Genomic DNA, 26,252 nt, shown 5'->3' with positions numbered 1-26,252 from the left:
TTAAGCATCATGCTCTCCATCGCCATTCCATCTTCAGCCCTCATCAACGAGAGGGACGAGAAAATAAAGACCTACAAAGTTGGGCTGATAGCTAGAGCAGCGGCCGTTTTCAGAGTAGATGAGATTATAATATACTATGACCCTATACTTGATGAGTCTGACTTTATCGCTGAGATACTGGAGTACCTTGAAACACCGCAGTATCTGAGGAAGCACATATTTCCTCTCAAAAAATCGTTGAAGTATGCCGGCTTGCTTCCTCCGCTCGCCATTCCCTCCCACAGGTCGAAACATTTAAAAGTCGGTGAATTGAGGGAGGGCGTTGTAAGACACGTTGCCCCTGACGGGACGCGATGGGTGGATGTTGGCATCGACGCCCTGGCGCCCATGAAGAGTGATGCGGAAAAGGGCGCCCGCGTGACCGTCAGGATCTGTTCGAAGACGCCGTTGCGGGTGGAAGAAGCTGAGCCCCAGGAGTATTGGGGTTACAGGGTGAAAAAGCTCCGTCTGGAGGAGCTGGTAAAGAGGAAAAATCTGGTGGTGACCTCACGCAAGTGTGAGGTTGTGAAGCCACCAGCATTGAGACGGGACGTTACACTCGTATTCGGAAATCCCGAAGAGGGTGTGTTCGAAATCGCGAAAAGGTTGGGGGTCGAGATGGAGGCAGAGTGCTGGAATGTGGTGCCGAATCAGGGAACGAAAACCGTGAGGTTAGAGGAGGCTATCTTTGCGACTCTTTCACTTGTTAATTTTGCAGACTACTGGGGTGGTTTGGAATGAAGTATCACAGACCGAGAAGGGGTTCTTTAGCGTTTTCTCCAAGAAAAAGGGCTAAGAGCATCGTTCCAAGAATCAGAGCATGGCCGGAGTGTGACAGAGTTAGGATGCAGGGATTTGCAGGATACAAGGCTGGGATGACACACGTTGTGATGATAGACGACAGGAAGAACTCTCCCACATACGGTGAGGAGGTTGTGGTTCCTGTTACGGTAATAGAAACACCGCCGATGAAAGTTGCGGCAGTGAGGGTTTACAAGAAAACTCAGTACGGAATGCAGATTGCAGCAGAAGTTTGGAGCAACAATCTGGACGATTTTCTCGACAGAAGGCTGAATCTGCCAAAGAAGGAGCCGGATGTGGAGAAGCTCAAAGCAGCGGTGGAGAATGGGGCTTCGGAGGTGAGGGTTGTAACCTACACTCAGCCTTACCTCATCACTGGAGTTCCCAAGAAGGTTCCTGACGTGATGGAGCACAGGATTGGAGGAAATGTTGAGGAAGCTTTGGATTACGCAATTTCCAAGCTCGGTAAAGAGATTAGCGTTTCGGAAGTTTTTGATGAGGGAGCGATTATCGACGTTATTGCTGTAACAAAGGGTAAGGGCTTCCAGGGGCCTGTTAAGAGGTGGGGAGTGATTACGCTGGATGCAAAGCATGCGAGGAGCAGCAAGCACAGGAGAGTGGGTAATCTTGGCCCGTGGAATCCGCACCACGTGAGGTGGACGGTTCCGCAGGCAGGTCAGATGGGATTCCACCAGAGAACTGAGTACAACAAGAGGCTCATCAAGATTGGAGAGAACGGAGAGGAGATTACGCCAAAGGGCGGATTTCTGCACTACGGAGTTATCAGAACTCAGTATGTCCTTGTAACCGGCTCTGTTCCGGGGCCGGTGAAGAGGCTGATAAGGATGAGGGATGCGATAAGACCACCGAAGGCGCATTTTGATGGTGTGAATATTGTTTACGTTAGCACAACGTCCAAGCAGGGGAGATGATTATGAAGGCCAAGGTTTTGAACCTGAAGGGAGAGGTAACAGAGGAAATAGAGCTTCCCGAAGTGTTTGCAGAGGAGTTCAGACCTGACATCATCAAGAGGGCTGTTCTGGCCCTTCAGTCTCATCGCAGGCAGCCATACGGCCCGAATCCGCTGAGCGGTGTTGACTACTCGTGGGAGAACTGGGGACCGGGGCATGGATATGCGAGAGTTCCGAGGTGGAAGCTGGGCAGAAGGGCTGTTGTCGTTCCTCAGGCTGTCGGTGGGAGAAGGGCACATCCGCCAAAGCCGGAGAGAAAGTGGGCGGAGAAGATAAACAAGAAGGAAATGAGAAAGGCTTTGAAGTCAGCGATTGCAGCTACTGCAAATGAGGAGCTTGTGAGGCAGAGAAGCCACGTTTTCGAGGGAGAGCTGCCGAAGGTTGTGAGCAATGAACTGGAGTCGGTGAAGAGAACAAAGGACGTTGCGGAGGTTTTCAGGGCAATTGGCGTTTACGCTGATGTGGAGAGGGCGAAGGAGAGGAAGAGATACAGGGCCGGCAGAGGGAAGATGAGAGGAAGGAGATACGTCAAAAAGAAGAGCGTTCTGCTTGTTGTAGGGAAGGATGATGGAGTTGTGAAGGCTGCAAAGAATCTTCCGGGAGTGGATGCGGTGGTTGTTAAGGATTTGAATGTAGAGCTTCTCGCTCCCGGCTGTCATCCAGGAAGGCTTACTGTGTGGACAAAATCGGCAGTTGAGTATCTGGGTGAGTGGTTATGCTGATTAAATGCTTCCTCGTTACGGAGAAGAGTGTTGCAGAGCTGGAAAAGAACGTGCTGACGGCGATAGTTGACATGAGGGCCAGAAAGGAGCACATCAAAAAGGAGATTGAAAAGCTCTTCAACGTTGAGGTGGAGAGGGTCAACACGCTGATAACGCCGAAAGGCGAGAAGAAAGCCTACATCAAGCTCAAGCCCGATTACTCGGCTGAAGAGATTCTTTCAAAGCTTGGAGTGTTCTGAGGTGGTGATGTATGGGTAAAAGAATAATCTCCCAGAATAGAGGAAAAGGAACCCCAACATACAGGGCTCCATCTCACAGGTATAAGACAGACGCAAAGCTTCTGAGGTTCAAAGATGAGGTAGTTGCGGCGAAGGTAATTGACATCCAGCACGATTCTGCAAGAAACGGTCCCGTTGCTCTTGTTAAGCTTCCCGACGGTTCTGAAACCTACATTCTCGCTGTTGAGGGCCTTGGAACGGGTGACGTTGTTTACGCTGGAGATAACGTTGAAATCGCTTCTGGAAACATAACCTACCTGAAAAACATCCCTGAGGGAACTCCTGTCTGCAACATCGAAGCTCAGCCCGGAGATGGGGGGAAGTTCATCAGAGCGAGCGGAACCTTCGGCTTTGTTGTTTCAAGAGAGGCTGACAAGGTTCTCGTTCAGATGCCCTCTGGGAAGCAGAAGTGGTTCCATCCAAACTGCAGGGCGATGATTGGTGTTGTTGCGGGCGGTGGCAGGACTGACAAGCCCTTTGTCAAAGCCGGAAAGAAGTACCACAAGATGAAGAGCAAGGCTGCGAAGTGGCCGAGGGTGAGGGGAGTTGCGATGAACGCAGTTGACCATCCCTTCGGTGGAGGTAAGCACCAGCATGTTGGTAAGCCCAAGACCGTCAGCCGTAACGCTCCTCCGGGAAGGAAGGTTGGAAGTATTGCAGCCCGCAGGACGGGTGTGAGGAGGTGATATTGTGGCGTTAAAGAGCAAGGTTATCAGGCCGAGAGACTTCAAGTATCGCGGTTACACTCTGGAAGAGCTTCAGAAGATGCCTTTAGAAGAGCTTGCAAAGCTTCTTCCTGCGAGGGAGAGAAGGAAAATAAAGAGGGGCTTCACTGAGCAGGAGGAGAAGCTGCTGAGAAAGCTCAGAAAGAAGGGAACAGCAAGGACGCACTGCAGGGACATGGTTGTGCTGCCAGAGATGGTGGGCAAGGTCGTGTTCGTGCACAACGGCAAGGAGTTCGTGAGGGTTGAGATAAAGCCGGAGATGATAGGGCACCGCCTCGGAGAGTTCGCACTGACGAGGCGCTTCGAGAAGCATTCAGGGCCCGGTGTTGGTGCTACGAGGAGCAGCAAGTACGTCCCGCTGAAGTGATGCCTATGGCGAGGGTTAACTACGCTTACAAACCTGAGGATGAGACAAAGGCTGCGAAGGCGATGGGCTACGAGATGCCGATCAGCTTCAAGCATGCCGTTGAAATTTGCAGGGCAATCAGGGGAAAGAAGATAGAGGAGGCAAGGAAGCTGCTTGAGGACGTTGTGGAGATGAAGAGGGCAATTCCCTTCAAGAGGCACAAGAAGAAGGTTGCACACAGAAGGGGATTGGAGAAGTGGTATGCAGGAAGGTATCCTCAGAAGGCCGCAAAGTACGTGCTTAAGGTTCTGAGAAACCTTGAGGCGAATGCAGAGTATAAGGGGCTTGATGTGGAGAATCTCGTCATAGTGCATGCTCAGGCCCAGAAGGGGAGGGTTATTGAGAGATACATGCCGAGAGCATTTGGAAGGGCAACTCCGAGGTTTCAGCAGCTTACGACGGTAGAGCTTGTGGCAGAGGTGAGGTAATGGCGGTAGAGAGAAAGTTCGTTCAGGAGAGGTTGAAGAAGCTGATGGTCAAGGAGTGGATCAAGGATGAGGTGAGGAGTGCAGGGTTTGGCGGAGTTGACATTCTTCGCACACCACTCGGAACGCAAGTAACGCTTTTCGTTGAAAGGCCTGGACTCGTCATTGGAAAGGGCGGAAGGAGAATCAAGGCTTTGACAGAGAAGCTGAAGGACTTCGGAATCGAGAATCCGCAGGTCAGCGTAGATGAGGTTGAAAAACCTGAGTTCAACGCGCAGCTGATGGCTTCACTGCTTGCAAGAGCCTTGGAGAGGGGATGGTACTTCAGAAGGGCTGGCTACAGGTTCCTCTACAGAATCATGGAAGCTGGTGCTAAGGGATGCGAGATTGAAATCAGCGGAAAGCTTGTCAGCGAGAGGGCGAGGACTGAGAAGTTCGTTGCAGGGACAATTGTTCACACAGGCGATCCAGCGGAGAGCATGGTTCAAAAGGGATTTGACATTGCCATCAAAAAGCTCGGAGTTCTGGGAGTTAGCGTTAGGATAATTCCGCCGGATGTGACTCTGCCCGACGAGTTTGAGGTTAAGGATGTAAATATTGAGCATCTGAGGGGTGAAAGCGGTGAAGATGAAGGAGATAAGGGAGATGAGCAGGGAGGAGAAGCTCAGGAAGCTGAGGGAGCTGGAGCTTGAACTTCTCAAGCTCAGAACCCTCGTGAGAAGCGGTGGCGCAGTGGAGAACCCGGGGAGAATCAACCTCATCAGGAAGGACATTGCAAGGCTTAAGATGGCGCTATGCGAGGAAGGCTACAGGGTGTAGAGCTGATAGCGAGGGACTGGATTGGCCTGATGGTGGAAGTGGTGGAGAGTCCAAACCACAGCGAAGTGGGGATAAAGGGAGAAGTGGTTGATGAGACTCAGAACACGCTCAAAATAATGACTGAAAAAGGTTTAAAAGTCGTGGCGAAGAGAGGTAGAACCTTCAGAGTGTGGTATAAGGGTAAAATCATGCGGATAAAGGGTGATCTGATAAATTTCAGGCCGGAGGATAGGATAAAGAGAGGTTTGATGATGCTTAAAAGAGCCAAAGGTGTGTGGATATGAGGGATATTGGTATTGACGTGAAACCTCCTGAAAGGGAATGTGAGGATGAAAACTGTCCGTTTCACGGAACGCTTTCAGTGAGAGGACAGTTGCTTCGCGGCAAGGTTGTGAAGGTTTACGGCAAAACGGCAGTAATCGAGAGAGAGCTCATCAGATACGTGCCGAAATTCGAGAGATACATGAAGAAGAGGTCAAAGCTTCACGCTCACAATCCGAGGTGCATCAGGGCGAGGCCGGGAGATATTGTAACCATTGGAGAGTGCAGGCCGATTAGCAAAACAAAAAGCTTCGTGATTTTAGAGGTGGTGGGCAATGAAGGCAATAAGAGCTAACATTCCAAGAGCGCTGCCAACAGGAGCGAGGCTTGTTTGCGCCGACAACACCGGAGCGAGGGAGCTTGAAATTATTGCGGTAAAGGGATACAAGGGCGTCAGGAGGAGATATCCCGCTGCAGGCGTAGGAGACATAGTTGTTGTGACCGTAAAGAAGGGAACTCCCGAAATAAGGAAGCAGGTTCACTATGCAGTCATAGTGAGGCAGAGAAAGGAGTACCGCAGACCAGACGGAACGAGGGTGAAGTTTGAGGACAACGCTGCAGTGATTACAAACGAGAGGGGAGAGCCTAGGGGCTCGGAAATCAGAGGTGCTGTTGCGAGAGAGGCTGCGGAGCGCTTTAGCAAAATAGGCACCATTGCATCCGTAATCGTGTGAGGTGGTAAAAATGGCAGTTCCCAAATCAAAGCAGCCGAGGAAGCAGAGAAGGTGGCTTTACAAGACGGCCAAGCTTCACGAGAGGCACAAGCTTCTTCACGCTACTCTATCCAAGGATTTGAGAAAGAAGTACGGAAAGAGGGCAATCAGAGTCAGAAAGGGGGACAAAGTGAGAATCATGAGGGGTCAGTTTGCCGGACATGAGGGAAGAGTGCTTGAGGTTGACATGAAGAGGTGCAGAATCACGGTTGATGGCGTTACTGTCACCAAAGCTGACGGGACTGAGGTTGCGGTTCCGATTCATCCGTCAAATGTTATGATCACAGACTTCGGCGAAGTGGACGAGGTCAGAAAGAAAATCCTTGAGAGGTGATTGAGTTGCATCAGAAGAGACTTTCCGCTCCGAAAACGTACAAAATTCCGAGAAAGGTTTCAAAGTGGGTTGTAAAGCCCTCACCTGGCCCACATAACAAGGAAGCCATCCCGCTTCTCGTGCTCGTTAGGGACTTCCTTGAGCTTGCCGATACCGGTAGAGAGGCGAGGAGAATCATTTCTGCAGGAGAGATACTTGTTGACGGAGTCGTCAGGAAGGACTACAAGTTCCCCGTGGGGCTTTTTGACGTTGTCACCATTCCAAAGCTTGAGAAGAGCTACAGAATTCTTTTCGACGAGAAGGGAAGGTATATACCAAAGGAGGTTGAGGATGCGGACCTCAAGCTCTACAAGATAACCAACAAAACGCTTGTGAGAGGGGGCAAGGTTCAGCTCAACCTCTTTGACGGCACAAACATCCTCGGCAGCAATGATTACAAGACGAAGGACAGCATCCTGCTAAGGATTCCCGAAAAGGAGGTCGTTGACCACCTCAAGTTCGAGGAAGGGGCCCTCGTCATGATTACCGGCGGCACTCATGCTGGTGAGATTGGCAGGATAAAGAGCTACAAGATTGTGAGGAGCTCTGCACCCAACCTCGTTACTGTTGAGGGAGAGGAGAGGGACATCACGACCATTGAGGACTACGTGTTTGTTGTGGGCAAAAAGGACAGTGATAAGCCCGTGATTGACCTGGGGGTGTAAGGGATGCAGGCGGTTGAGATGGAAAAGAAGGCAGGAAATGAAAATCCGATGAGGGAAGTGGTGCTGGACAAGGTTGTCATCAACATAGGCGTTGGTGAGAGCGGAGAGAGACACAAGAAAGCTTACAGCCTGCTTGAAGAGCTTGTAGAGCAGAAGCCTGCAATAACTTACGCCAAGATGACTATCAAGAATTTCGGAATCAGGAAGGGAGAGGCGATTGGAATTAAGGTAACCCTTCGCGGTGAGAAGGCACTTAAGTTCCTTAAGGATGCGCTCACCGTTAAGGAGAACAGGCTGAGCCGAAAATCGATTGGAGAGGGTTACTTTGCCTTTGGCATTGCCGAGCACATTGATTTGCCGGGAGTGGATTACGATCCCGATGTCGGTATTTTTGGCATGGACGTGTGCGTGTCTCTGAAAAGAAGGGGCTACAGAGTTGCGAGAAGGAGAAGAAAGAAGGCCAAGATTGCGACTTCCCATAGAGTGACAAAGGAGGACACCATCCGTTGGCTCGAATCTCTGGGGGTGATTGTGGAATGAAGAAGGAGAGAACCAAGGTTTTTGGAAGAGGTGCCAACGAGTGCAGAAGATGCGGCAGGAGGAGGGGCTTAATCAGAATGTACGGTCTCTACCTCTGCAGGCAGTGCTTTAGAGAGGTGGCTTCTGAACTCGGATTTAAGAAGTACTGGTGATGGTTATGAGCGTTGATACTCTGTCAAATGCCATGATAGCGATAAAGAACGCTGAGATGGTGGGAGAGAAAAAGTGCGAAATCAAGCCAGCTTCAAAGCTAATCGGCAACGTGCTCAAAGTGATGAAGGATTACGGATACATCAAGGGCTTCGAGTACGTCGAGAACCACAGGGGTGGGAAGTTCATAGTGGAGCTTTCCGGAAACATCAACGATTGCGGAGCTATAAGGCCAAGGTTCTCGTCGTCCGTCACAGAGTACGAGATGTACGAGAAAAGATACCTGCCTGCCAGGGACTTCGGGATTCTGATTGTTTCAACAACAAAGGGTGTTATGTCGCAGAAGGATGCGAGAAAACAGAGGTTGGGAGGTGTTCTCCTTGCTTACGTCTACTGAAGTTTACGAGGAAAGAGTTGTTGAAGTGCCGGAGGACGTGCAGCTAACCATCGAGGGAGACAGCTTCAGAGGTTACACTCTCAAGGCTGTGGGTCCGAAGGGGGAGAACACGAGGTATCTGAAGTACAGGGGAGTTTTCATTGAGGTTGGGGACGGGAAGGTGAGGGTTTACACAACCTCTCCCAAGAAAAAACACAAGGCAATGGTTGGGACCTTTGCTGGGCACATCGAAAACCTCATAACCGGAGTTAAGGAAGGTTTCGAGTACCATCTGAAGGTTGTTTACGCTCACTTTCCCATCAAGGTCAGAGTTGAAGGTAATGAGGTTATAATCGAGAACTTCATTGGAGAGAAGCATCCGAGAAGGGCGAAGATAGTTGGAAGGGCGCAGGTTGAGATAAGCGGTCAGGACATCTACGTGAGGGGCATAGACATCGAAGAGTGCGGTCAGACTGCCGCGAACCTCGAACAGGCGACAAAGATCAAGAGAAAGGACCCGCGTGTTTTCCAGGATGGGATATACATCGTAAAGAAGCCGTGAGTGGTTGTAATGGAGCACAAAAGGCTGCTTAAGGTGAGAAGGAGGCAGAAGGCAAGAAAGCCAGAGTTCAGAAGATACTGCTGGAACAAGAAGCTCAGATTGAGAAACAAAAGCTGGAGAAGGCCGAGAGGTTTGTTTAACAAGCTTAGAAAGAGATACGGTGGGAAGTGGAGCGGCAGAATTCCCGTCAATGTGGGCTTTGGCTCTCCCAAGGCCGTTAGGGGCTTGCATCCAAGCGGCTACGAGGAGGTCCTCGTTTACAATCCCGCTGATCTGGAAAAAATCGACAAGGAAAGACAGGCTGTGAGAATCGCCTCATGCGTTGGCATGAAGAAGAGGCTTGCGATTGAGGATAAGGCCAAGGAGCTTGGAATTAAAGTTCTCAATCCGTCAGGGTGATGGTTATGGATTTGAGTTTACAGCGCAGGCTTGCAGCATCTGTGTTGAAGTGCGGTGAAAACAGAGTGTGGTTTGATCCAGCTGCTTTGGAAGATATTGCCACAGCGGCAACAAAGCAGGACATAAGGGAGCTAATTGAGCAGGGTGTGATAAAGAGAAAGCCCGTAAATGGCGTTAGCAGGGCGAGGATAAACAAGAGAAAGCTCCAGAAGAGAAAGGGCAGGAGAAGAGGTCACGGCAGCAGAAAGGGAGCGAAGGGAGCGAGGATGCCAAGAAAGAGAATGTGGATTCTCAGAATCAGAGCTTTAAGGAAAGCTTTGAGGCAGATGAAGGCTGAGGGCGTTGTGGACAGGAGAACTTACAGAATCCTTTACAGAAAGGCGAAGGGTGGAGAGTTCAGGAGCGTTGCCCACCTTAAGATTTATGTTGAGCAGATGAAGAGGTGATGAAGTTGGCAAGAGGTCCGAGATACAAGGTTCCCCTCAGGAGAAGAAGAGAGGGTAAGACGAACTACAGGAAAAGACTTAAGCTGCTCCTTTCAAGGAAGCCAAGACTGGTTGTGAGAATTACCAACAGGAGAGTCATCGCTCAGATTGTTGAGTACGCCCCAGAAGGGGACAGAGTTGTTGTCGGTGTGGATTCAGCAATGCTGAGGGAATTTGGATGGAAAGGGGACCTGAACAACACCCCCGCTGCCTACCTGACGGGCATTCTCATAGCCAAGAAAGCTTTGCAGAAGGGCATTGGCGAGGCTGTTCTGGACATCGGCCTCCACACCCCGACGAGGGGCTCAAGGGTTTTTGCAGTGCTGAGAGGAGCGGTTGAAGGAGGGCTGGAAGTTCCTCACAGCGATGAGGTTCTGCCAGACGATTCGAGAATCAGGGGTGAGCACATTGCAGCCTACTACGAAATGAATCCCGAAAGGTTTGGTGAGTACGAGAAGAGAGGTTTGAAGCCCTCAGATTTGCCCGCTCACGTTGATGAGATTAAGGAGAAGCTGATGGTGATATCATGACCGAGGATTGGGTGCCGAAAACAAAGCTGGGGAGACTGGTTGCTGATGGAAAGATAAAGACAATGGATGAGGCTCTGGCCAGCAATCTCCCGCTGAAGGAGCCCGAAATCGTTGACATACTCCTTCCGGACCTTGAGGATGACGTCCTTGAGATTTCGATGGTTCAGAGGATGACCGACAGCGGAAGGAGGACCAAGTTCAGAGTCACGGCTGTAGTTGGTAACAGAAACGGATACGTTGGAATTGGCACCGGAAAAGCCTCTCAGGTTGCTCCAGCCATCCAGAAGGCCATAAACAACGCAAAGCTCAACATCTTCAAGGTTCAGAGGGGCTGCGGTTCGTGGGAGTGTGGTTGCGGAGGAGACCACTCATTGCCCTTCAAAGTTACGGGAACGAGTGGCAGCGTGAGAGTCACGCTCATCCCCGGACCCAAGGGACTCGGAATCGTTGCCGGAGATGTGGCGAAGAGAGTCATAGAGCTTGCCGGAGTTAAGGACGTCTGGAGCTTCACCAAGGGGCAGACCAAAACAACCGTGAACTTCGCAAAGGCGACTTATGAGGCTTTGAAGAAGACGATGTACGTGAAGAGGTGAGGAGAATGTTTGCAGTTGTCAGGATGAGGGGAACTGTTGATGTTCACCGCAAAATAAAGGAAACCCTGAAAATGCTCAGGCTCCACAAGCGCTACCACTGCGTGGTCATTCCCGACACTCCCTCATACAGAGGAATGCTTCAGGTTGTGAAGGATTACGTTGCCTACGGTGAAATCAACGCCGAAACCCTTGCATTGCTTCTCAGGCTGAGGGGAAGGCTTACTGGAAACAGGAAGCTGACAGACGAGTACGTGAAGGAGAAGACGGGCTACGAGACCATTGAGGAGTTTGCAAAGGCAGTGGTCGAGGGAAAAGCAAGCCTTAAGGACTTGCCTGATCTCAAGCCAGTCTTCAGGCTCCACCCCCCGAGAAAAGGTATAAAGAACATTAAGTGGCACTATCCGAGAGGTAATTTGGGCTATCACGGTGAGGAAATCAACAGGCTGCTTTACAAGATGAGGTGATTTTGATGCCAAAGAAGAAGGTAAAGAAGTTCCGAGGTTCGAGAACCTTTGGATGGGGCAGTCACAAGAACAGAAGAGGTAGGGGTAACAGAGGAGGTGCGGGTAACGCTGGAGTTCACAAGCACAAGTACATCAAATTCGTGAAGCTCGCAAAGAAGGGCGAGTACTTGTTTGGAAAGCACGGCTTTACGAGGCCCAAGATACTGAGGAAGGACTACCTGAACGTTCAGGCGGTTAAGGAAACCCTGAGGTGGCTCAAGGAAGAAGGGAAGCTCGACGACTACACCTATCGTTATCTCTACTCAAGGCCTGAGCTGAATGCAGGCGACCTTGACGAGATAATCGACAGACTCGCAAGCTTGGGGCTGGCGGAGAAGGAAGGGGACGTTTACAGAATTGATTTGGCGGAACTTGGCTACAGCAAGCTTCTTGGCTCTGGAAAGGTAACGAGGAAAATGGAGGTTAAAGTCTTTGAGGCAACGCCCAAGGCTGTCGAGAAGATTGAGGCTGCTGGAGGTAAGGTAGTGGCTGAGTAAAGGGGTTGATCGAATTGGACTCCGTGATAAGAGCCTTACAACCTTATTTTGAGCGCATACCCAGTGTAGAGAGGCCAAAGGGACATGTCCACTTCAGGGAGAAATTTGGATGGACTGCGGCAATACTCCTTCTCTACTTTATCCTGTCCAATGTTCCCGTTTTTGGCCTCTCTCCTGAGTCAATAGATATATTTGCTGCCTACAGAGCCCTTTTTGCTGGTTCTACGGGCTCAATAATTGCCCTCGGTATAGGGCCGATTGTTACTGCCTCAATCATCCTTCAGCTGCTGGTTGGTGCCGGCATAATAAAACTTGATTTGACAAATCCAGAAGACAGGGCAGCTTATCAGGACTTCCAGCGCTTCCTTGTTTTTGTGATGATTGCAGTTGAAGCTATACCGCAGATTGCCGGAGGGCTTTTAAAGCCCGATTTAAACCTTGCAGCCCAGCTTGGCGTCTCTCCGGGCATAATTTCATTCCTCATATTCATTCAGCTCTTCATCGGTGGAGTTTTGATAGTATATATGGATGAGGTTGTTTCAAAGTGGGGCATTGGCAGCGGTGTCTCGCTCTTCATCCTCGCTGGAATCGCTCAGTCCATTGTGGTTGGCCTATTCAACTGGGTCATTCCACCGAACTCAGCAATGCCAGCAGGTATAATCCCAAGGTGGATCTGGATAGCCCAGAACTATCCGCTCGACCAGCTTTTCACAGGGAGCGGGCTGGCTTTCCTGCTGATCCAGGGTGGCATTCTTGCTCTGATTACCACTGCTGCAATAATCCTGCTTGTTGTCTTCTTTGAGGGAACGAGGGTTGAAATTCCTCTGGCTCATGCAGTTGCAAGAGGTGCGAGGGGTAGATTTCCAATAAAGCTCATTTACGCCAGCGTTTTGCCAATGATTTTCGTTAGAGCACTGCAGGCCAACGTCGTGGCCTTAGGTCAGGTTCTTCACGCGAGGGGAGTGACGATTTTCGGAGAGTTTGTTAACGGAAAGGCAGTAAGCGGTCTGATGTTCTTCCTCCAACCCGTCAGCAGCCCCTACGACTGGATCCCCTCGCTCGTTAAATCACAGGGAGCAGCCTTTGCGGCAATTCCGGACTGGATGATTTACCTTCATTTGCTGATTGACGCCCTTATTTTGGTTGTTGGCGGTATAATCTTTGCATGGTTCTGGGTTGAGACGAGCGGAATGGATGCAAGGACTGTAGCATCTCAGATTGCCAAGTCTGGAATGCAGGTTCCGGGCTTCAGGAAGTCCCCACAGGTCCTTGAGAGAGTGCTTTCGAGGTACATCCCGAAGGTTACAATCCTTGGTGGTGCGATAATTGGCATTCTGACGCTTGTAGCCAACATGCTTGGAACAATTGGTAATGTGAGTGGAACAGGACTTTTACTTGCTGTGAGCATTGCCTACAGATTCTACGAGGATCTGGCCAAGGAACAGCTCACTGAGATGCATCCGCTCATCAGAAGGATGCTCGGTGAAGAAGCATGAAGGCGGTAATTTCAAGGTTCATAATGGTTCTTGGAGCTTTATTTTTCATTGGCATACTCTTCAGCAGGGAGTTCAGGCTGGAGCTTGGACAGATTGTAGAGTCCGTTCTGTTTTTTCTCTCTCCTTATCCCTTCCACGTTGTTATCTTGATCATGTCAATCCTCACTGGAATTTACTCAAATCTCATTCAGAAGTTTACTATCGATTACAAGAGAATGAAGGAGATACAGAAAATTCTGCGCGAGTATCAGAAAGAGTACATAGAGGCAACAAAGCAGAACAACAAATTCAAGCTGAAGCAGCTTGAGCAGAAAAAGAACGAAATCCAGCAGATTCAGAGCGAGATGATGTCAATGCAGTTCAAGCCGATGTTCTACACCTTTGTAGTCACGATTCCCATTTTTGCGTGGCTATGGGAGAAAGCCTCTGCCAGCTACGAGCTTGTGACGGGAGCAACAAATTACGGAAATCTGACATCAGAGTTGCCCGAGGTTTTCCTGCAAACTCTAAAACCGGAGCTTTACACTGTTGTGGCACCTTTTGCGGGGCAGATACACGTCGTAACCCCCGTTCTGATTTTCCCATGGTGGCTTTTCTGGTATCTGCTGTGCTCCATAACCTTCGGTCAGATAATAAAGAAAGTTCTGAGGGTAGGGGTGTAGTATGAAAATAACCATTTCCGGACCTCCTGGGAGTGGTACTACGACTGTTGCAAAAATTGTTGCCGAAAAGCTTGGCTTAAAGCTTATTTCTGCAGGAGATGTTTTCAGACAGCTTGCGGCCAAGAAAGGAATGACTGTTGAGGAGTTCAGCCAGTACGCGGAGGAGAACCCGGAGATAGACCGCTTAATCGATCAGACTCAGAAGGAGATGGCGGAGAAGGAGAAGAACGTTGTGGTCGAGGGCAGACTTTCCGGCTGGTTTGTTAAAAACGCCGACCTCAAGGTTTGGATTTTTGCCGACCCCGAGGTAAGGTACTCGAGAATAGCAAAGAGAGAGGGAAAGGACCTAACCGTAGTGAGGCAGGAGACGAGGCTCAGGGAGGAATTTGAAAAGAGGAGGTACTGGAAGTTTTACAGCATCGACATCGACAACTGGACGATTTACGATCTTATAATAAATTCGGGAAGCTTTGATGCTGAAGGAGTAGTGGAAATAATACTTAAAGCGGTAGAGGTTAAAAAAATTAAAGTTGATCAAAAGTAATAACTCTGAGTGATGTGGGGACCTTAACAACACTTCCTAGCCTAACTCCGACGATGTAGTCAAACTCTTTTTTCGCGGCGAGATCGATGAGTCTCTGTGTTATAATGCCGTCAAAGACGATCGCACTGCCCTTCATGTTGTTGGTCTTCAGGATCTTTACAAGGTCCCTCACCGGAACCTCCTTTATGACGTTCAAGTTCCTGTCGAGGACTCTTGCAGTCAGTCTGCCCTTCACGGACTCTGTGTGCTTCCTGAGCACGTCGGAGATGCTGTCCTTGGGCATTTCCGCTAGTTTCTCCCTTTCCCTGCCCTCCTTTGCCTCCTTCTTCAGCACGTGAAGCTGCTCAACCGGAACTTTGTTCCTAAGGGACTTCAGGATTTCCTTCTGCGTCAAATCCTCCACTTCTTTCCCTTCAGGTGCCCTTGCCACGTAGTCAACCTCAGCAACTTGCAGCAATTCCTTTAAAATCAAATCTCCTCCCCTGTCACCATCAAGAAACGCTGTAACGGTCTTCTTCTTGCTGAGCTCAACTATCGTTTTAGGTATATTCGTTCCCTCGACAGCAATAACGTTCTTGATTCCGTGCTTCAGCAGGTTCAGCACGTCAGCCCTGCCCTCGACGACTATTATTGCATCAGACTCATCAATCGCTGGCCCTGCTGGCAGCTTTTCCTCGCCGTATTCGACAATCTCGTCAGCCCTTATAGCCTGCCTTACGATTTCCACTATCCTCTCAGACTCAATCTCCGGCTCTTCGAAGTGCTCTCTGAGAATGTTCATGGCCCTCTCAACGATTCTCTTCCTCTTGCTCGCCCTCACGTCCTCAATTTTCAGAACTTTAATCTTTGCAGAGCATGGCCCAACTCTCTCGATCGTTTCAAGCGCTGCAGCTAGGATAGCCGTTTCCACCTTATCGAGGCTCGATGGAACCTTGATTTCTCCAAAGCTCCTGCCTCCCTTGCTCTCTATCTTAACCTCTATCCTCCCTATTCTCCCAGTTTTCTGCAGTTCTCTCAGGTCCAGGTCACCACCCAGCAGTCCCTCAGTTTGACCGAATATAGCCCCAACTACGTCAGGACGTTCAACAACACCTTCTGCTTCTATTTCAGCATGAATTAAGTATTTTGTAGTGTCGTTAGCTTTCATGGTTATCATACCTCCTTCCATGTCAGATGACATTCAAATAAAATTCTAACTCGCTTTATAAATAGTTATTGCAGATTAGGACGAGTTGAGAATTCTCTTAATAAGCTCCACCACCTCCTTTCTGGTGAAGGGTTTTTTGAGAATGTAATCCGCCCCGGCTTCAATTACCTTCTCCCCTTTGGAGCTTGCGTAGGCCGTTATCGCGACTATTTTTGCATCAGGGTCTATTTTCTTGATTTCCGATGTGGCCTCAATTCCATTCATCAGGGGCATCATGACGTCCATGAGAACGATGTCCGGCCGCTCCTCCCTGTACAGCTCAACCGCCTCCCTTCCGTTCGAGGCCTCGATGACCTTGTAATCTTTAAGCATTATTTTGAGAATTTCCCTCATTGCAATTTCATCATCGACGACCATCACTTTGATCATTTCCTGACACCTGTAAAAATTAGACTTGGCAATTTAAAAACTTAGTCATTCCGATACCTTTTTGTGGCGAGGCAATGCTCGACCTTCAGATGAAAACAGCAGTGATTGCAGTGTACAAGAATGCCGCGTTTCTGGAGGAGAACGTGAGGCTGCTGCAGAAGGAGGGGTTTGATGTAATTGTCGCCGCCGATGAGCCGGAGGAGAGCGTTAGGGAGATAATTGAAAAGTACAGCCTCAGAGCTACGGTGAGCGAAAGGAGGAGAGGAAAGTGGAGAGCGCTGAACGATGCTGCAAGGATTGCCGATGGTGAAGAGCTGCTTTTTCTGGATTCGGATACCATAATCAAGAATCTCACGGGTCTTAACGGTGCCGATGTTGTTGAAGTTGTTAAAGAGGTCGAGGGAAAAGGGTTGCTTGAAAAGCTCGTTGCTGTGGACTATCTTGTTATGGCGATGTGTGCCAAGCTCGCCTCAAAATTCGGCTCTTGTCTTGGGGTTAACGGTGCGGCGTTTTTGATAAAAAGAAGGGCCTTTGAGGAGCTTGGAGGGTTCAGGTGTAAGGTTAATGAGGACACGGAACTCGGCATTAGGGCGGCGTTAGGGGGATACAGATTCGCAGTATGCGGAAGGGCCGTTACGTCAGTCCCAAAGAGCATTGGAGAGTGGTTCAGGCAGAGGGAAAGGTGGAGCGTAGGAGGGACGGAGGTTTTTGTGGAGAACCTCTCGGCAATCATTCGCAAACCTCGTTTGTGGGTGCCGTATCTGGTGCTCTTCTACCCTGCGATATTCGGTTTGGTGATTTCTCTCTTTTTCACCGAAAACTACATTGCAAAGCTTCTTTACCTTGTCTTGCCCTTTCTGGCACTTATTTCACCAAAGCTCGCTTCAATAGCTATACTGGCCGTTTACGAGATGGAGAACGTGAGAAACTTGGTTGCGGGAGTGGCGTCTTTCGTTGCATGGTCGGGCCTTATTTTGCTTGCATCGAAAAAGCTCGGTTACAGAGTGGACATGAAAGTCCTTCCGATTTACTACTTCATTTACTCACCGCTGTGGACTGTGATTTGCCTTATATCACTTGTAAGGGTTGCGGTTGCCAGGGTTACGGGAAGAAAAATAGAGTTGAAGGACTGGGTGGTTTAGGACTCTCTCAAGTTCTTGGTTGCTTCAGCAACCTCCACAATCCTTTTTGCGAGAGCTTTCGCAGAGTTTATCGCAATTTCATCCTTTTTAACGCTTCTCCACCCCGCATCTCCCTGAATCACTCCAACAGGGAACGTTCCCGTCGTGATGGGGTTTTCAACTATCGAAACTGGAAGCATTGCCTGGCCGAGTGCGTAAACTATGAGGCTCATCGCCGCGTACTCAGCACCTCCGTTTCTGAGGCCTGAAGTTACAACGGGAGCAAAAACTCTGTTTCTCAGCCTGTAATTCCCCATTCTCGCCATCCTGCTTCTGTCGATGAGATTCTTAACAATTCCCGTCACGTTTCCGAAGTACGTGGGAGTGCCGATAACTATCGCATCTGCCTCCTGCATCTTCTCAAGCACCTTGTAGATGTCATCTTTCTGGCTGCAGTCTCCTTTCAAACAGGCATCGCAGCCCTTGCACTCCTTAATCTCGTAGTCTTTCAGGTGGATGATCTCTGCCTCATGACCAAGCTTTTTCACCTCTTCGGCAATCACCTCAAGCAAGAACAGCGTGTTTCTCTTGTTGGGGCTGCCATTTATTGCCAGCAGTTTCATAGGGGGAATAAGGAGGGAAGTATTTAACCTTTTTTAAAGTGAGAGAACCAAATCTATGGAGTAGCGAATTCCTTCTTTCAGCGCTTCTATGTCGTCCTCAATCTCCGTTTCGCTCTTGAACCTGTCAACGTCGAAGCAGGCTTTGTATATTTCTTCGATTTCACTTTCACTCAGCGTCCTTCCCGATCTGTTTTTTGCCGAAACCAGCTCGAAGAATAGGTCGTTCATGCTGTTGTACTCCATCGCTCCCTGATCCTCAACCCACTTTTCCGGGCTCCACTCTCTTTCTTCCGCATGCCCAAGGCAGAAATCCTCTCTCAGCAGGTAGTACTGGATTTCTTCGCCAACTCTGACCCTTGCGAGGGGGTAGAGTCTGCACGGTGTGGGGCGATGGGCGTAGATGCTGCATCCTCTTTCGGTCACAAAGGGACACCTTTCATCCACCATCCTCAGCACGACAACGGGAAGCCCGGTTGCCATCCCCACATGTCTTGACGTGTACTTTTCGAGGAACTCCGTTGTTGTAATCTTCAGCCCCCTCGCCATTCTGAGAACGTCGTAGGGTGTTAAAGCGAGGTTTAGATTCTTACAGCACTCGTTAAAGCACTTTATGCCGGGATAACAGGCAAAGTTAAACCTGTCAACGGGCTCAAGTTCCTGCATGTGTTAAAAGAAAAAATTAGAGCCCAACAAAATCTTCGGGCTTTGGCATTTCAAGTTTCAGTCCTTTTCTCTTCCTGACCTCCATTACGAATTCCTGGAAGAGGTTCTGTGGGACGAGTTCGAATCCCGCGTGCTCTGTGCTCCAGATGGCCTTTCCTGAAGTAGCCCCTCTTATAGCCCCGGCAAATCCGAACATCTCTTTAACCGGTGCCTTTGCGATTATCGTTACCATGTCTCCTTCGGTTTTCATTTCGAGTATCTGGCCTCTTCTACCCTGGATTTCTCTCGTCACAGCACCCATCATGTCCTGCGGGACTGTAATGAATATCTTCTGGTACGGTTCGAGTAGCGCTGGCTTTGCCTGCAGTATTGCGGCAAAGATTGCCGACCTCACCGCTGGAATTACCTGTGCTGGCCCCCTGTGAACAGCATCCTCGTGGAGCTTACAGTCAACCAGCTTTACCTTTATGCCCATGCACGGCTCCCTTGCAATTGGCCCCGCTCTCATCGCCTCTCTGAATCCCTCAAGAATCAGCTCCATAGTCTCATTGAGGTACTGAATACCCTTCGTGACGTCGCAGAAGAGATTCCCTTCGTAGTACTCCTCCGCTCCGGCAGCTTCTTCGCTTGTGAGTCCAGCTTCTTGGAGAAGTCTCCTTCTCTCTTTCTTGTCCATTTTCATGTCAACTACGCCCTCTTTGAACATCTGAATTACCTTCTCCGGCAAGGGTTCGACAACAATGTAGAACCTGTTGTGCTTGTTCGGCGACTTGCCCTCCACAACAGGGGAGGTGCCGGTAACAGTCTCCCTGAAGACGACAATTGGCGGGGAGGTGATAACATCAAGCTTGTAGTCCCTTCTGATCTTCTCAACCTTGACTTCGAGATGAAGCTCTCCCATACCGCTTATGAGGTGCTCTCCCGTCTCCTCATTAAGCGTGATGTGAAGCGTTGGGTCTTCCTTCGCGAGCTTTCTAAGCACCTCAATGAGCTTCGGCAGGTCCCTCGGGTTCTTGGCCTCAATGGCCATCGTAACAACGGGCTCGCTGTAGTGCTTGATGCTCTCGAAGGGCGTTAGATTTTCAACCGTTGTGCAGGTTGAACCTGCAACAGCATCCTTCAAGCCAATCACCGCAACAATGTTTCCCGCGGGGATTTCATCAACCTCAACCCTCCTCGGCCCCATGTAGAGACCGACCGTCTGGATTCTGTTCTTTGCCTTTCTGTCGACTATGTAAAGCTCCATTCCCGGCCTTATTGTTCCGCTGTAAAGCCTCCCAACCGCAATCTCGCCTGCCTGCGGCTCGACAACGATTTTGGTAATCATCAACGCAACCGGCCCTTTGGGGTCGCAGTTTACCATCGCCTTGCCCACTTCGCTGTTAATGTCTCCCTTCCAGATAACGGCTATTCTCTCCTTCTGAGCCTCAATTGGGGAGGGAAGGTGCCTTATGACCATGTCGAGGACAACCTGATAAAGGGGGCTCTTCTTGGCGAGCTCCTTAACCTTGCCCTCTTTAATGTGCTCGTAAACTTCCTTAAAACCTATTCCGGTCTTCTTCTGAGATGGCACACTTACAGCCCAGTTGTAGAGCGCTGAGCCGAAAGCTGCGCTTCCGTTGGCAACGTCAATCTTCCATTCCGAGTACTTGTCGGGCCTCATTGCCTTGATGAGCTTGTTGACTTCAGTAATTACTTTAATAAGCCTCTCCTGCATCTGCTGCGGCGTTAGCTCAAGCTCCTTGATAAGCCTGTCAACCTTGTTGACGAAGAGAACCGGCTTGACGTTCTCCTTCAAAGCCTGCCTAAGAACTGTCTCAGTTTGCGGCATTACACCCTCAACAGCATCAACAACAACGATGACACCATCAACAGCTCTCATCGCCCTCGTAACGTCTCCTCCGAAGTCCACATGTCCGGGAGTGTCAATGAGGTTGATGAGGTAGTCCTGCCCCTCGTACTCGTGAACCATAGAAACGTTCGCAGCATTTATGGTAATTCCCCTCTCCTGCTCCTGCTCATCGAAGTCGAGATAGAGCTGCTGTCCCGCAAGCTCCTCGCTGATCATTCCGGCTCCGGCAAGAAGGTTGTCGCTCAACGTTGTTTTTCCATGGTCGATGTGAGCGACAATTCCAATGTTTCTTATGAACTTCGGTTTCCACATTAACTCCTTAATCTTGTCGACTTTCTTCGCTCTGGCCATTAAAATCACCTCGCTGACTTGGCGACTCTCTCAACTTCCTCTTTCTTCGCCACTGCAAAACTCCTGCTCTCGTTGTTTGCGGCAGCAATAATCTCATCCGCCAAACACTGAGCGATGCTTCTCTTTGATTTAAATGCAGCCCTCCTCGCACCCTCTGCAATGTTTCTGAGAGCTATATCAACTCTCCTTGAGCTTGAGGTGTCAACGGCCTTGGGAACGGCAATACCACCGTACTTCAGCCTTACAACCTCTTCCCTCGGCCCTGCATTGATAATCGCATCAACGAGAACCTGAATGGGATTCTTCTTTGTCTTCTTCTCAATAATCTCGAAAGCCTCCTTAACTATGTTGTAGGCGAGAATCTTCTTCCCCGTGTTGTGGCCCTTCCTCATGACCTTGTTTATCAGCCTCTCGACAATGAACACCTTCTGCTTCGCAAATGGGACGTTGGCATGCCTTCCGTGGTTGTGCGGCACGTACTTCGGCTCAAGGCAGATGTAGCTCTCCAGTGCTGGATCGCTGATTTGAACCTCGCTTGGATCATACTTGCCAAAAACCAGCAGCTCCTCCTTTGTAAAACCGTATTTCATGCCTTCACCTCAGCCTCTTCTCTTTCCTGCCCCTCACAAGCTCCCTGAGGCTGGTGTTGTTCACCTTGACAACCTTGTACCTCACTCCCGGAATATCTCCCATGCTTCTGCCCATCCTTCCTCCGATTTTCTCCACAATGACCTCATCGTGCTCGTCGATGAAGTTGATAGCACCATCTCCGGGGCAGAAGGCTGTAATCTGCCTGCCGTTCTTGATTAGCTGCACTCTGACAGCCTTCCTGATGGCTGAGTTCGGCTGTCTCGCCTCGATACCGATCTTCTCCAGCACAATTCCCCTCGCCATCGGTGCTCCCTCAAGCGGGTCTGCTTTGGCAGCTAAACCAAGAGTCCTTCTGACGAATCTCCTGTCGCTCCACCTGAACTTCTTCCTGTTTTCCATGAGCTTTCTCGCAGCGAATAATCCTCTACCCATATCCATCACCTTACTATCACGTCTTCAATATCGTGATGCCTCTTAGCCAGTTCTTTGGCTTTATTAATGTTTTTACCTCCTTTTCCAATCACTATTCCTTTTAAATCTGGACTGACACTCACTACTGCTATTTTTGAACCTTCTTTCTCCATTAATTTGACATTAACCTTAATGGGTTTAAAAATATTGGCAATAAACTCTGCTGGGTCTTCTGAGTGCTCGATAATTTCAATTCGCTTGCCTATGAGCTCTCTCGCTCTCTCGACGTTGATTCCTCCCTTGCCAATCGCAACACCCATGTGCCCCCTTCTAACAACGAAGACGACCTTGTCATCGTAAACAAGACAGTCCTTGACGCTCGCTCCTGTAAGATTCTCAAAAAGAGTGAGATATCTGATACCGTCTGCTGATAGCTTTACTCCCATGATGAACCCCCGAAGTTAGATCTCTTCTGTTATGGCCATGGCTGCAACGCTGAACGGCTTTCCGCAGAGAGCACCAAGCTCCATGTTGGTTCCGTTGTAAACCAGAATTTTGACGTCGTAACTCTTTATTTTTTCAAGCACTTCCTCTGGACAGTTTGATGCCACTATGACTGCTTTTGCCTCTCCATTTCGCAGTGATTTCAGTGTGCTCTTACTACCCAACCTGTATCCTCCAGTCTTCAACACAGTCTTTATTATCGTCTCAACTTCCGTCATTTCTTACCCCCCATTTTCAATACAAGCTCCACATCTCCCGTTCCGAGCTTTATGGGCTGCCCAACAATTATGTTCTCGGTTATACCTCTCAAATGGTCCTCCTCTCCTCTAACGGCGGCATCGAGCAGGTTGTTGACCGTCATCTCGAAGGCAGCCCTCGCCAATATGCTCTGCTTTTCTCCGGCAACACCATGCCTACCTATCTGCCTCAACTCTCCGTCGGCAGTCATGACATCTGCTACGAGCATTATGTGCCTCACATCAACCTCAAGGCCCTGCTCCTCCAGAGTGTCGAGGGCCTCCCTTATTATGGCGTTCCTCGCCGCCTCTATCCCAAGCACCTCGTATATCTCGTATATGTTATTTGTGGTTGTGCGGGTGAAGTCCACACCCTTAACCTTCATTATCTTCTTCAAATTGGAGCCCTCAGTATATAATACATATTCGTCCTCCTCCTTCCTAATGATGACCCTTTTAATTTCCTTGAGCCCCATTATCACCGTATCCTTCAGCTTGTCAAAGGCGGCCATAAGTGCCTTGTATGAAGGCTCCGTAATCTGCACCGCAAGGCCCTGCTCCGTCTCCTCAACCTCCGTCTTGAGGGCCTTTCCAATTTTGCTCTTCAAATCCTCGACTGTGAGTCCCTTTCTCTCCAAAGCCTTCTCGTCTGGTTTTACGATGATTGTAAACCTCCTTATGTCAACCTCAATGTCGGCTACGTCCTTTACGTAGGTGGCCTCAATTCTGTTTGCGACTTCTCTTGCCTTCTCTCTATCCTTTGCGTATTCTGGTAGAAGCCTGATTGTCATCATGGGTGTTGATGGATTCTTACGCACGTCAAGAATTTCTATCAGTCTCGGAAGACCGAGTGTGACGTTGATTTCAGCAACACCCGCGTAGTGGAAGGTTCTCATCGTCATCTGAGTGCCGGGCTCTCCTATCGACTGAGCTGCAACAATTCCTGCAGCCTCACCGGGCTCCATCAGGTTAGCAAGATAAGCCTGAAAGCATTTCTCAACAACCTTCTTTGCCTCAGTCTTTTTCAACCCATGCTTCTCAAGTTCGGCCTTAATCTCCTCTTTAACGGCAGGAGGGAAAGGAAAATCTTTCAGTATTGAGTCGTAATCAACCTTGCTCATTTCTTCACCTCCCCGATCACTTCCCTGATTATTCTTCTAACATCAACCGGTTTTCCTCTGAAGCTCCTCATCGGATCGACTCCGTCCTCACCGTATCTGAACTGCACCAATGCTCCCGAGGTCTGCTCCCTCACCGTTCCATCGTATTCGACCTTCAGGTCCTGCAGAGCGTTAATCATTCTCCTCTGGAGGTAACCTGACTGAGATGTTCTGACGGCGGTGTCAACAAGACCCTCTCTTCCACCTGCAGCGTGGAAGAAGAACTCCACCGGAGAGAGCCCCTTCTTGTAGCTGCTTCTGACGAACCCCCTTGCCTCCGCTCCAAGGTCTCCGGGCTTGAAGTGGCTGAGCGTTCTGTTGGTGTAGGTGTAGCCCCTGCTTATCCTCTCACCTCTCACGGACTGCTGTCCGATGCAGGCAGCCATCTGCGTTAGGTTTAGCATCGAACCTCTCGCACCGCTTACGGCCATGATAACGGCTGCGTTGTCCATACCGAGGTGCCTCTGGGCAATTTTACCCGCCCTGTCTCTCGCTCTTCCGAGAACCTGCATTATTCTCATCTCAAGCGTCTCCTCGATGCTTCTTCCGGGCATTGGCTCTAAATCTCCTCTTCTGTACGCCTCTATCAGCCTGTTAACTTCGTTCTCAGCTTCCTTGAGGACCTCCTCGATTTGCTCAGCAGCTTCTGGTGGTATGTCTTCATCGTCTATTCCAACGGTGAAACCGAGCTTGCTGATAATTCTGATCGCCAATTGTGTCATATCGTCTATGAACTTCTTTGCCATCTCCTTTCCATACTTTCTGGCAATTTCGTCTATTATTATGCCCTTGAATGCCCCAACAGCCTTTTCGTCAATCGTTCCCTTGAGCAGCTTGCCGTTTTCTATAATCACGTAGGCATCGTATTCACATTCCGCACCTTTGCACTCTTCACACCCCTGACAGATTTCTGCCTTGAATTCAAGCGTTATGTCGGGAAGGATGAAGCTGAAAATCTCCTTTCCGGTGTACTCATCTTTAACAGGAATTTCGGAAATGTCCAAGCTTCTCAGAAGCTCCATGGCTTCCTCCCTAGTGAACTTCTTTTCTCCTCTCGTAAGCAGGTAAAGACCACTTATGTGGTCGTGAATTCCACCAATAATTGGCCCTCCGAATCTCGGGGAAAGAATGTGCTCCTGAACGGCCATAAGAATCTTCGCCTCAGCCTGCGCTTCGAGACTCTGAGGCACATGGAGGTTCATCTCGTCTCCGTCAAAGTCAGCGTTGTAAGGCGGGCAAACTGCTGGATTGAGTCTGAAGGTCTTGTAGGGCAGAACTCTGACGTAGTGGGCCATGATGCTCATTCTGTGCAGCGAAGGCTGTCTGTTGAACAGCACGATGTCTCCGTCCATTAACTGCCTCTCTACAATCCATCCCGGTTCAAGCTTTTCGGCAAGCTCCTCCTTGTTCGATTCTATAACTCTGATTCTTCTTCCGTCAGGCCTAACTATGTAGTTCGCTTTCGGATGCTCGCTTCTCAGAACAAACTCCCTCGCCATGTCTATGTTCTGGGGAGTTACGTAGATAGGAACCGTAAGCTCTTCGGCTATTTCCCTCGGCACACCAACTTCGTTAATGCTCAGACACGGATCCGGGCTGATTACAGTTCTTGCCGAGAAGTTAACACGCTTTCCTGAGAGTGAGCCTCTGAACCTACCTTCCTTACCCTTTAGACGCTGAGCGAGGGTTTTCAGCGGCCTTCCGCTGCGGTGTCTTGCTGGAGGAATTCCGCTTACCTCGTTGTCGATGTATGTGGTGACGTGATACTGCAGAAGCTCCCAGAGGTCTTCGAGTATCTGCTGAGGCGCCCCGGCCTCCTTGTTTTCCATGAACCTCTGGTTGATTCTGATTATGTCAACGAGCTTGTGCGTCAAGTCGTCCTCACTCCTCTGACCGGTTTCAAGGATAATAGAAGGCCTTACCGTTACCGGCGGGACGGGGAGGACGGTTAAAACGAACCACTCGGGGCGGGTTGCCTTTGGATTAATGCCGAAAGCCGGTAAGTCATCATCCGGAATTTTTTCCAGCCACTCTCTAACATCTTTTGGTGTTAATCTGTGCTCTCCGAGGTAGAAGAAGGTAGGCTTGTCGAATTTAACCTCCAGCTGCTCCGCCCCGCAGTGCGGACACTTCTTAGCTGCTTTTGTAAGCCTGAACACCTCTTTCACGACTTCTTCGTAGCTCTGGTTCAGCTCCTTTCTCCTCTCAATTTCGGCTATGAACTTGTCTCTCCTCTCATCCTTCAGCAGAATTCTGCCGCACTCGCTGCAAGTCCCATTAAGGAGCCTTGCTATCATCTTCGCGTAACCGACGTGAATGACGGGTGCAGCCAGCTCCACATGGCCGAAGTGCCCAGGACACTCTCCTGCCTTTCCTCCGCAGGTCTTGCATCTCAGGCCAGGGTCGATGACACCCAGCCTTGTGTCCATTAGCCCGCCGTCTATGGGAAAGCCATCATCATCGTACGTTTCGGGAGTGATGATTTTAACCACACTCATTCTTCTTATCTCTTGGGGGGAGAGAACCTCAAATTTAATGGCTGAAATCCTCTTCGGTACCATCTCATTTC

The 26,252-nt window shown here is 49.8% G+C and carries 39 protein-coding genes; 28 read left to right on the top strand and 11 right to left on the bottom strand.

What is annotated here, in order from left to right; genetic code table 11:
• Positions 1 to 9 precede the first annotated feature (9 nt).
• From AF_RS09675 to cmk, 27 genes are read left to right on the top strand one after another with little or no spacing between them, the layout of a single operon-like run.
• Positions 10 to 780 (top strand): putative RNA uridine N3 methyltransferase, encoded by a 771-nt coding sequence (locus AF_RS09675; protein ID WP_010879419.1) that lies wholly within the window; start codon positions 10 to 12, stop codon positions 778 to 780.
• Complete coding sequence (gene rpl3p / locus AF_RS09670; protein ID WP_010879418.1) at positions 777 to 1,772, top strand: 50S ribosomal protein L3; 996 nt, start codon at positions 777 to 779, stop codon at positions 1,770 to 1,772. The genes AF_RS09675 and rpl3p overlap by 4 nt, the downstream gene beginning before the upstream one ends.
• Before the next feature lie 2 nt (positions 1,773 to 1,774).
• Complete coding sequence (gene rpl4p, locus AF_RS09665; protein WP_010879417.1) at positions 1,775 to 2,533, top strand: 50S ribosomal protein L4; 759 nt, start codon at positions 1,775 to 1,777, stop codon at positions 2,531 to 2,533.
• The gene (locus AF_RS09660; protein WP_048064486.1) at positions 2,527 to 2,772 is read left to right on the top strand and encodes a 50S ribosomal protein L23; all 246 of its coding nucleotides are present in this window, start codon (positions 2,527 to 2,529) and stop codon (positions 2,770 to 2,772) included. Before rpl4p ends, AF_RS09660 begins: the two co-directional genes overlap by 7 nt.
• 11 nt (positions 2,773 to 2,783) lie before the next feature.
• Positions 2,784 to 3,497, top strand: coding sequence for a 50S ribosomal protein L2 (locus AF_RS09655; protein WP_010879415.1), 714 nt, complete (start codon positions 2,784 to 2,786; stop codon positions 3,495 to 3,497).
• Between the two features lie 4 nt (positions 3,498 to 3,501).
• Positions 3,502 to 3,903, top strand: a complete 402-nt coding sequence (rpsS, locus tag AF_RS09650) for a 30S ribosomal protein S19 (protein WP_010879414.1) — start codon at positions 3,502 to 3,504, stop codon at positions 3,901 to 3,903.
• A gap of 5 nt (positions 3,904 to 3,908) precedes the next feature.
• Positions 3,909 to 4,370 carry a 50S ribosomal protein L22 gene (gene rplV, locus AF_RS09645; RefSeq protein ID WP_048064485.1) on the top strand — a complete coding sequence of 154 codons (462 nt, stop codon included), beginning with the start codon at positions 3,909 to 3,911 and terminating at the stop codon, positions 4,368 to 4,370.
• Complete coding sequence (locus AF_RS09640) at positions 4,370 to 5,059, top strand: 30S ribosomal protein S3 (RefSeq protein ID WP_010879412.1); 690 nt, start codon at positions 4,370 to 4,372, stop codon at positions 5,057 to 5,059. The genes rplV and AF_RS09640 overlap by 1 nt, the downstream gene beginning before the upstream one ends.
• Positions 4,995 to 5,186, top strand: a complete 192-nt coding sequence (rpmC, locus tag AF_RS09635) for a 50S ribosomal protein L29 (protein WP_048064484.1) — start codon at positions 4,995 to 4,997, stop codon at positions 5,184 to 5,186. The genes AF_RS09640 and rpmC overlap by 65 nt, the downstream gene beginning before the upstream one ends.
• Positions 5,162 to 5,470 carry a ribonuclease P component 1 gene (rnp1, locus tag AF_RS09630; protein WP_010879410.1) on the top strand — a complete coding sequence of 103 codons (309 nt, stop codon included), beginning with the start codon at positions 5,162 to 5,164 and terminating at the stop codon, positions 5,468 to 5,470. The genes rpmC and rnp1 overlap by 25 nt, the downstream gene beginning before the upstream one ends.
• Positions 5,467 to 5,802, top strand: coding sequence for a 30S ribosomal protein S17 (locus AF_RS09625; protein ID WP_010879409.1), 336 nt, complete (start codon positions 5,467 to 5,469; stop codon positions 5,800 to 5,802). Before rnp1 ends, AF_RS09625 begins: the two co-directional genes overlap by 4 nt.
• Positions 5,783 to 6,181 carry a 50S ribosomal protein L14 gene (rpl14p, locus tag AF_RS09620; protein ID WP_010879408.1) on the top strand — a complete coding sequence of 133 codons (399 nt, stop codon included), beginning with the start codon at positions 5,783 to 5,785 and terminating at the stop codon, positions 6,179 to 6,181. The genes AF_RS09625 and rpl14p overlap by 20 nt, the downstream gene beginning before the upstream one ends.
• Positions 6,182 to 6,191: 10 nt before the next feature.
• Positions 6,192 to 6,554 carry a 50S ribosomal protein L24 gene (gene rplX / locus AF_RS09615; protein ID WP_010879407.1) on the top strand — a complete coding sequence of 121 codons (363 nt, stop codon included), beginning with the start codon at positions 6,192 to 6,194 and terminating at the stop codon, positions 6,552 to 6,554.
• 5 nt (positions 6,555 to 6,559) lie between these two features.
• On the top strand, positions 6,560 to 7,258 hold the full coding sequence (locus AF_RS09610) for a 30S ribosomal protein S4e (RefSeq protein ID WP_048064748.1): 699 nt from the start codon (positions 6,560 to 6,562) through the stop codon (positions 7,256 to 7,258).
• Between the two features lie 3 nt (positions 7,259 to 7,261).
• Complete coding sequence (locus tag AF_RS09605) at positions 7,262 to 7,798, top strand: 50S ribosomal protein L5 (protein ID WP_010879405.1); 537 nt, start codon at positions 7,262 to 7,264, stop codon at positions 7,796 to 7,798.
• Entirely contained in the window at positions 7,795 to 7,950 is a 156-nt protein-coding gene (locus AF_RS09600; RefSeq protein WP_010879404.1) for a 30S ribosomal protein S14, read from the top strand. The genes AF_RS09605 and AF_RS09600 overlap by 4 nt, the downstream gene beginning before the upstream one ends.
• A 5-nt stretch (positions 7,951 to 7,955) precedes the next feature.
• Complete coding sequence (locus AF_RS09595; RefSeq protein ID WP_048064747.1) at positions 7,956 to 8,345, top strand: 30S ribosomal protein S8; 390 nt, start codon at positions 7,956 to 7,958, stop codon at positions 8,343 to 8,345.
• Complete coding sequence (locus tag AF_RS09590; protein WP_010879402.1) at positions 8,296 to 8,886, top strand: 50S ribosomal protein L6; 591 nt, start codon at positions 8,296 to 8,298, stop codon at positions 8,884 to 8,886. Before AF_RS09595 ends, AF_RS09590 begins: the two co-directional genes overlap by 50 nt.
• A gap of 9 nt (positions 8,887 to 8,895) precedes the next feature.
• A complete protein-coding gene (locus AF_RS09585) occupies positions 8,896 to 9,285 on the top strand; it encodes a 50S ribosomal protein L32e (RefSeq protein WP_010879401.1) in 390 nt (129 codons plus the stop codon).
• Positions 9,286 to 9,290: 5 nt separating this feature from the next.
• The gene (locus AF_RS09580) at positions 9,291 to 9,731 is read left to right on the top strand and encodes a 50S ribosomal protein L19e (RefSeq protein WP_209435117.1); all 441 of its coding nucleotides are present in this window, start codon (positions 9,291 to 9,293) and stop codon (positions 9,729 to 9,731) included.
• 5 nt (positions 9,732 to 9,736) lie between these two features.
• Positions 9,737 to 10,300, top strand: a complete 564-nt coding sequence (locus AF_RS09575; protein WP_010879399.1) for a 50S ribosomal protein L18 — start codon at positions 9,737 to 9,739, stop codon at positions 10,298 to 10,300.
• The gene (gene rpsE, locus AF_RS09570; RefSeq protein WP_010879398.1) at positions 10,297 to 10,893 is read left to right on the top strand and encodes a 30S ribosomal protein S5; all 597 of its coding nucleotides are present in this window, start codon (positions 10,297 to 10,299) and stop codon (positions 10,891 to 10,893) included. The genes AF_RS09575 and rpsE overlap by 4 nt, the downstream gene beginning before the upstream one ends.
• 5 nt (positions 10,894 to 10,898) lie before the next feature.
• On the top strand, positions 10,899 to 11,357 hold the full coding sequence (gene rpmD / locus AF_RS09565) for a 50S ribosomal protein L30 (RefSeq protein ID WP_010879397.1): 459 nt from the start codon (positions 10,899 to 10,901) through the stop codon (positions 11,355 to 11,357).
• 5 nt (positions 11,358 to 11,362) lie between these two features.
• The gene (locus AF_RS09560; protein WP_052270492.1) at positions 11,363 to 11,893 is read left to right on the top strand and encodes an uL15m family ribosomal protein; all 531 of its coding nucleotides are present in this window, start codon (positions 11,363 to 11,365) and stop codon (positions 11,891 to 11,893) included.
• 14 nt (positions 11,894 to 11,907) lie between these two features.
• Positions 11,908 to 13,389, top strand: coding sequence for a preprotein translocase subunit SecY (gene secY / locus AF_RS09555; protein WP_010879395.1), 1,482 nt, complete (start codon positions 11,908 to 11,910; stop codon positions 13,387 to 13,389).
• Complete coding sequence (locus tag AF_RS09550; RefSeq protein WP_010879394.1) at positions 13,386 to 14,051, top strand: DUF106 domain-containing protein; 666 nt, start codon at positions 13,386 to 13,388, stop codon at positions 14,049 to 14,051. Before secY ends, AF_RS09550 begins: the two co-directional genes overlap by 4 nt.
• 1 nt (position 14,052) lies before the next feature.
• Entirely contained in the window at positions 14,053 to 14,595 is a 543-nt protein-coding gene (cmk, locus tag AF_RS09545; protein ID WP_010879393.1) for a (d)CMP kinase, read from the top strand.
• Here the strand turns inward: cmk and dnaG are convergent.
• Together dnaG and AF_RS09535 are read right to left on the bottom strand one after the other, a co-directional pair.
• Positions 14,576 to 15,775 (bottom strand): DNA primase DnaG, encoded by a 1,200-nt coding sequence (dnaG, locus tag AF_RS09540; RefSeq protein ID WP_010879392.1) that lies wholly within the window; start codon positions 15,773 to 15,775, stop codon positions 14,576 to 14,578. The genes cmk and dnaG overlap by 20 nt on opposite strands.
• Before the next feature lie 42 nt (positions 15,776 to 15,817).
• Positions 15,818 to 16,171 carry a response regulator gene (locus AF_RS09535; protein ID WP_010879391.1) on the bottom strand — a complete coding sequence of 118 codons (354 nt, stop codon included), beginning with the start codon at positions 16,169 to 16,171 and terminating at the stop codon, positions 15,818 to 15,820.
• A gap of 74 nt (positions 16,172 to 16,245) precedes the next feature.
• On the opposite strand from AF_RS09535, the gene AF_RS09530 reads away from it, so the two are divergent.
• Positions 16,246 to 17,313 (top strand): glycosyltransferase, encoded by a 1,068-nt coding sequence (locus tag AF_RS09530; protein WP_010879390.1) that lies wholly within the window; start codon positions 16,246 to 16,248, stop codon positions 17,311 to 17,313.
• On the opposite strand, the gene AF_RS09525 is transcribed toward AF_RS09530, so the two are convergent.
• From AF_RS09525 to AF_RS09485, 9 genes are read right to left on the bottom strand one after another with little or no spacing between them, the layout of a single operon-like run.
• The gene (locus AF_RS09525; protein ID WP_010879389.1) at positions 17,310 to 17,915 is read right to left on the bottom strand and encodes a flavodoxin family protein; all 606 of its coding nucleotides are present in this window, start codon (positions 17,913 to 17,915) and stop codon (positions 17,310 to 17,312) included. The genes AF_RS09530 and AF_RS09525 overlap by 4 nt on opposite strands.
• 33 nt (positions 17,916 to 17,948) lie before the next feature.
• Positions 17,949 to 18,578, bottom strand: a complete 630-nt coding sequence (locus AF_RS09520) for a YkgJ family cysteine cluster protein (protein WP_010879388.1) — start codon at positions 18,576 to 18,578, stop codon at positions 17,949 to 17,951.
• 16 nt (positions 18,579 to 18,594) lie between these two features.
• Positions 18,595 to 20,781: an elongation factor EF-2 gene (locus AF_RS09515; RefSeq protein ID WP_010879387.1), complete on the bottom strand. Its 2,187-nt coding sequence runs from the start codon at positions 20,779 to 20,781 to the stop codon at positions 18,595 to 18,597.
• A gap of 5 nt (positions 20,782 to 20,786) precedes the next feature.
• Positions 20,787 to 21,371: a 30S ribosomal protein S7 gene (rpsG, locus tag AF_RS09510; protein ID WP_010879386.1), complete on the bottom strand. Its 585-nt coding sequence runs from the start codon at positions 21,369 to 21,371 to the stop codon at positions 20,787 to 20,789.
• A 4-nt stretch (positions 21,372 to 21,375) separates the two neighbouring features.
• Positions 21,376 to 21,804, bottom strand: a complete 429-nt coding sequence (locus AF_RS09505) for a 30S ribosomal protein S12 (RefSeq protein ID WP_048064744.1) — start codon at positions 21,802 to 21,804, stop codon at positions 21,376 to 21,378.
• A 5-nt stretch (positions 21,805 to 21,809) separates the two neighbouring features.
• On the bottom strand, positions 21,810 to 22,229 hold the full coding sequence (locus tag AF_RS09500; RefSeq protein ID WP_010879384.1) for a NusA-like transcription termination signal-binding factor: 420 nt from the start codon (positions 22,227 to 22,229) through the stop codon (positions 21,810 to 21,812).
• Between the two features lie 15 nt (positions 22,230 to 22,244).
• Entirely contained in the window at positions 22,245 to 22,505 is a 261-nt protein-coding gene (locus tag AF_RS09495; protein WP_010879383.1) for a 50S ribosomal protein L30e, read from the bottom strand.
• On the bottom strand, positions 22,502 to 23,644 hold the full coding sequence (rpoA2, locus tag AF_RS09490; RefSeq protein ID WP_010879382.1) for a DNA-directed RNA polymerase subunit A'': 1,143 nt from the start codon (positions 23,642 to 23,644) through the stop codon (positions 22,502 to 22,504). Before rpoA2 ends, AF_RS09495 begins: the two co-directional genes overlap by 4 nt.
• Positions 23,641 to 26,244 carry a DNA-directed RNA polymerase subunit A' gene (locus tag AF_RS09485; RefSeq protein WP_010879381.1) on the bottom strand — a complete coding sequence of 868 codons (2,604 nt, stop codon included), beginning with the start codon at positions 26,242 to 26,244 and terminating at the stop codon, positions 23,641 to 23,643. The genes rpoA2 and AF_RS09485 overlap by 4 nt, the downstream gene beginning before the upstream one ends.
• Positions 26,245 to 26,252: the final 8 nt, after the last annotated feature.

It is taken from the genome of Archaeoglobus fulgidus DSM 4304 (assembly GCF_000008665.1).
Lineage (GTDB): Archaea > Halobacteriota > Archaeoglobi > Archaeoglobales > Archaeoglobaceae > Archaeoglobus > Archaeoglobus fulgidus.
The sequence above is the reverse complement of the archived record's forward strand: the minus strand, read 5'-3'. Positions and strand labels throughout refer to the sequence as shown.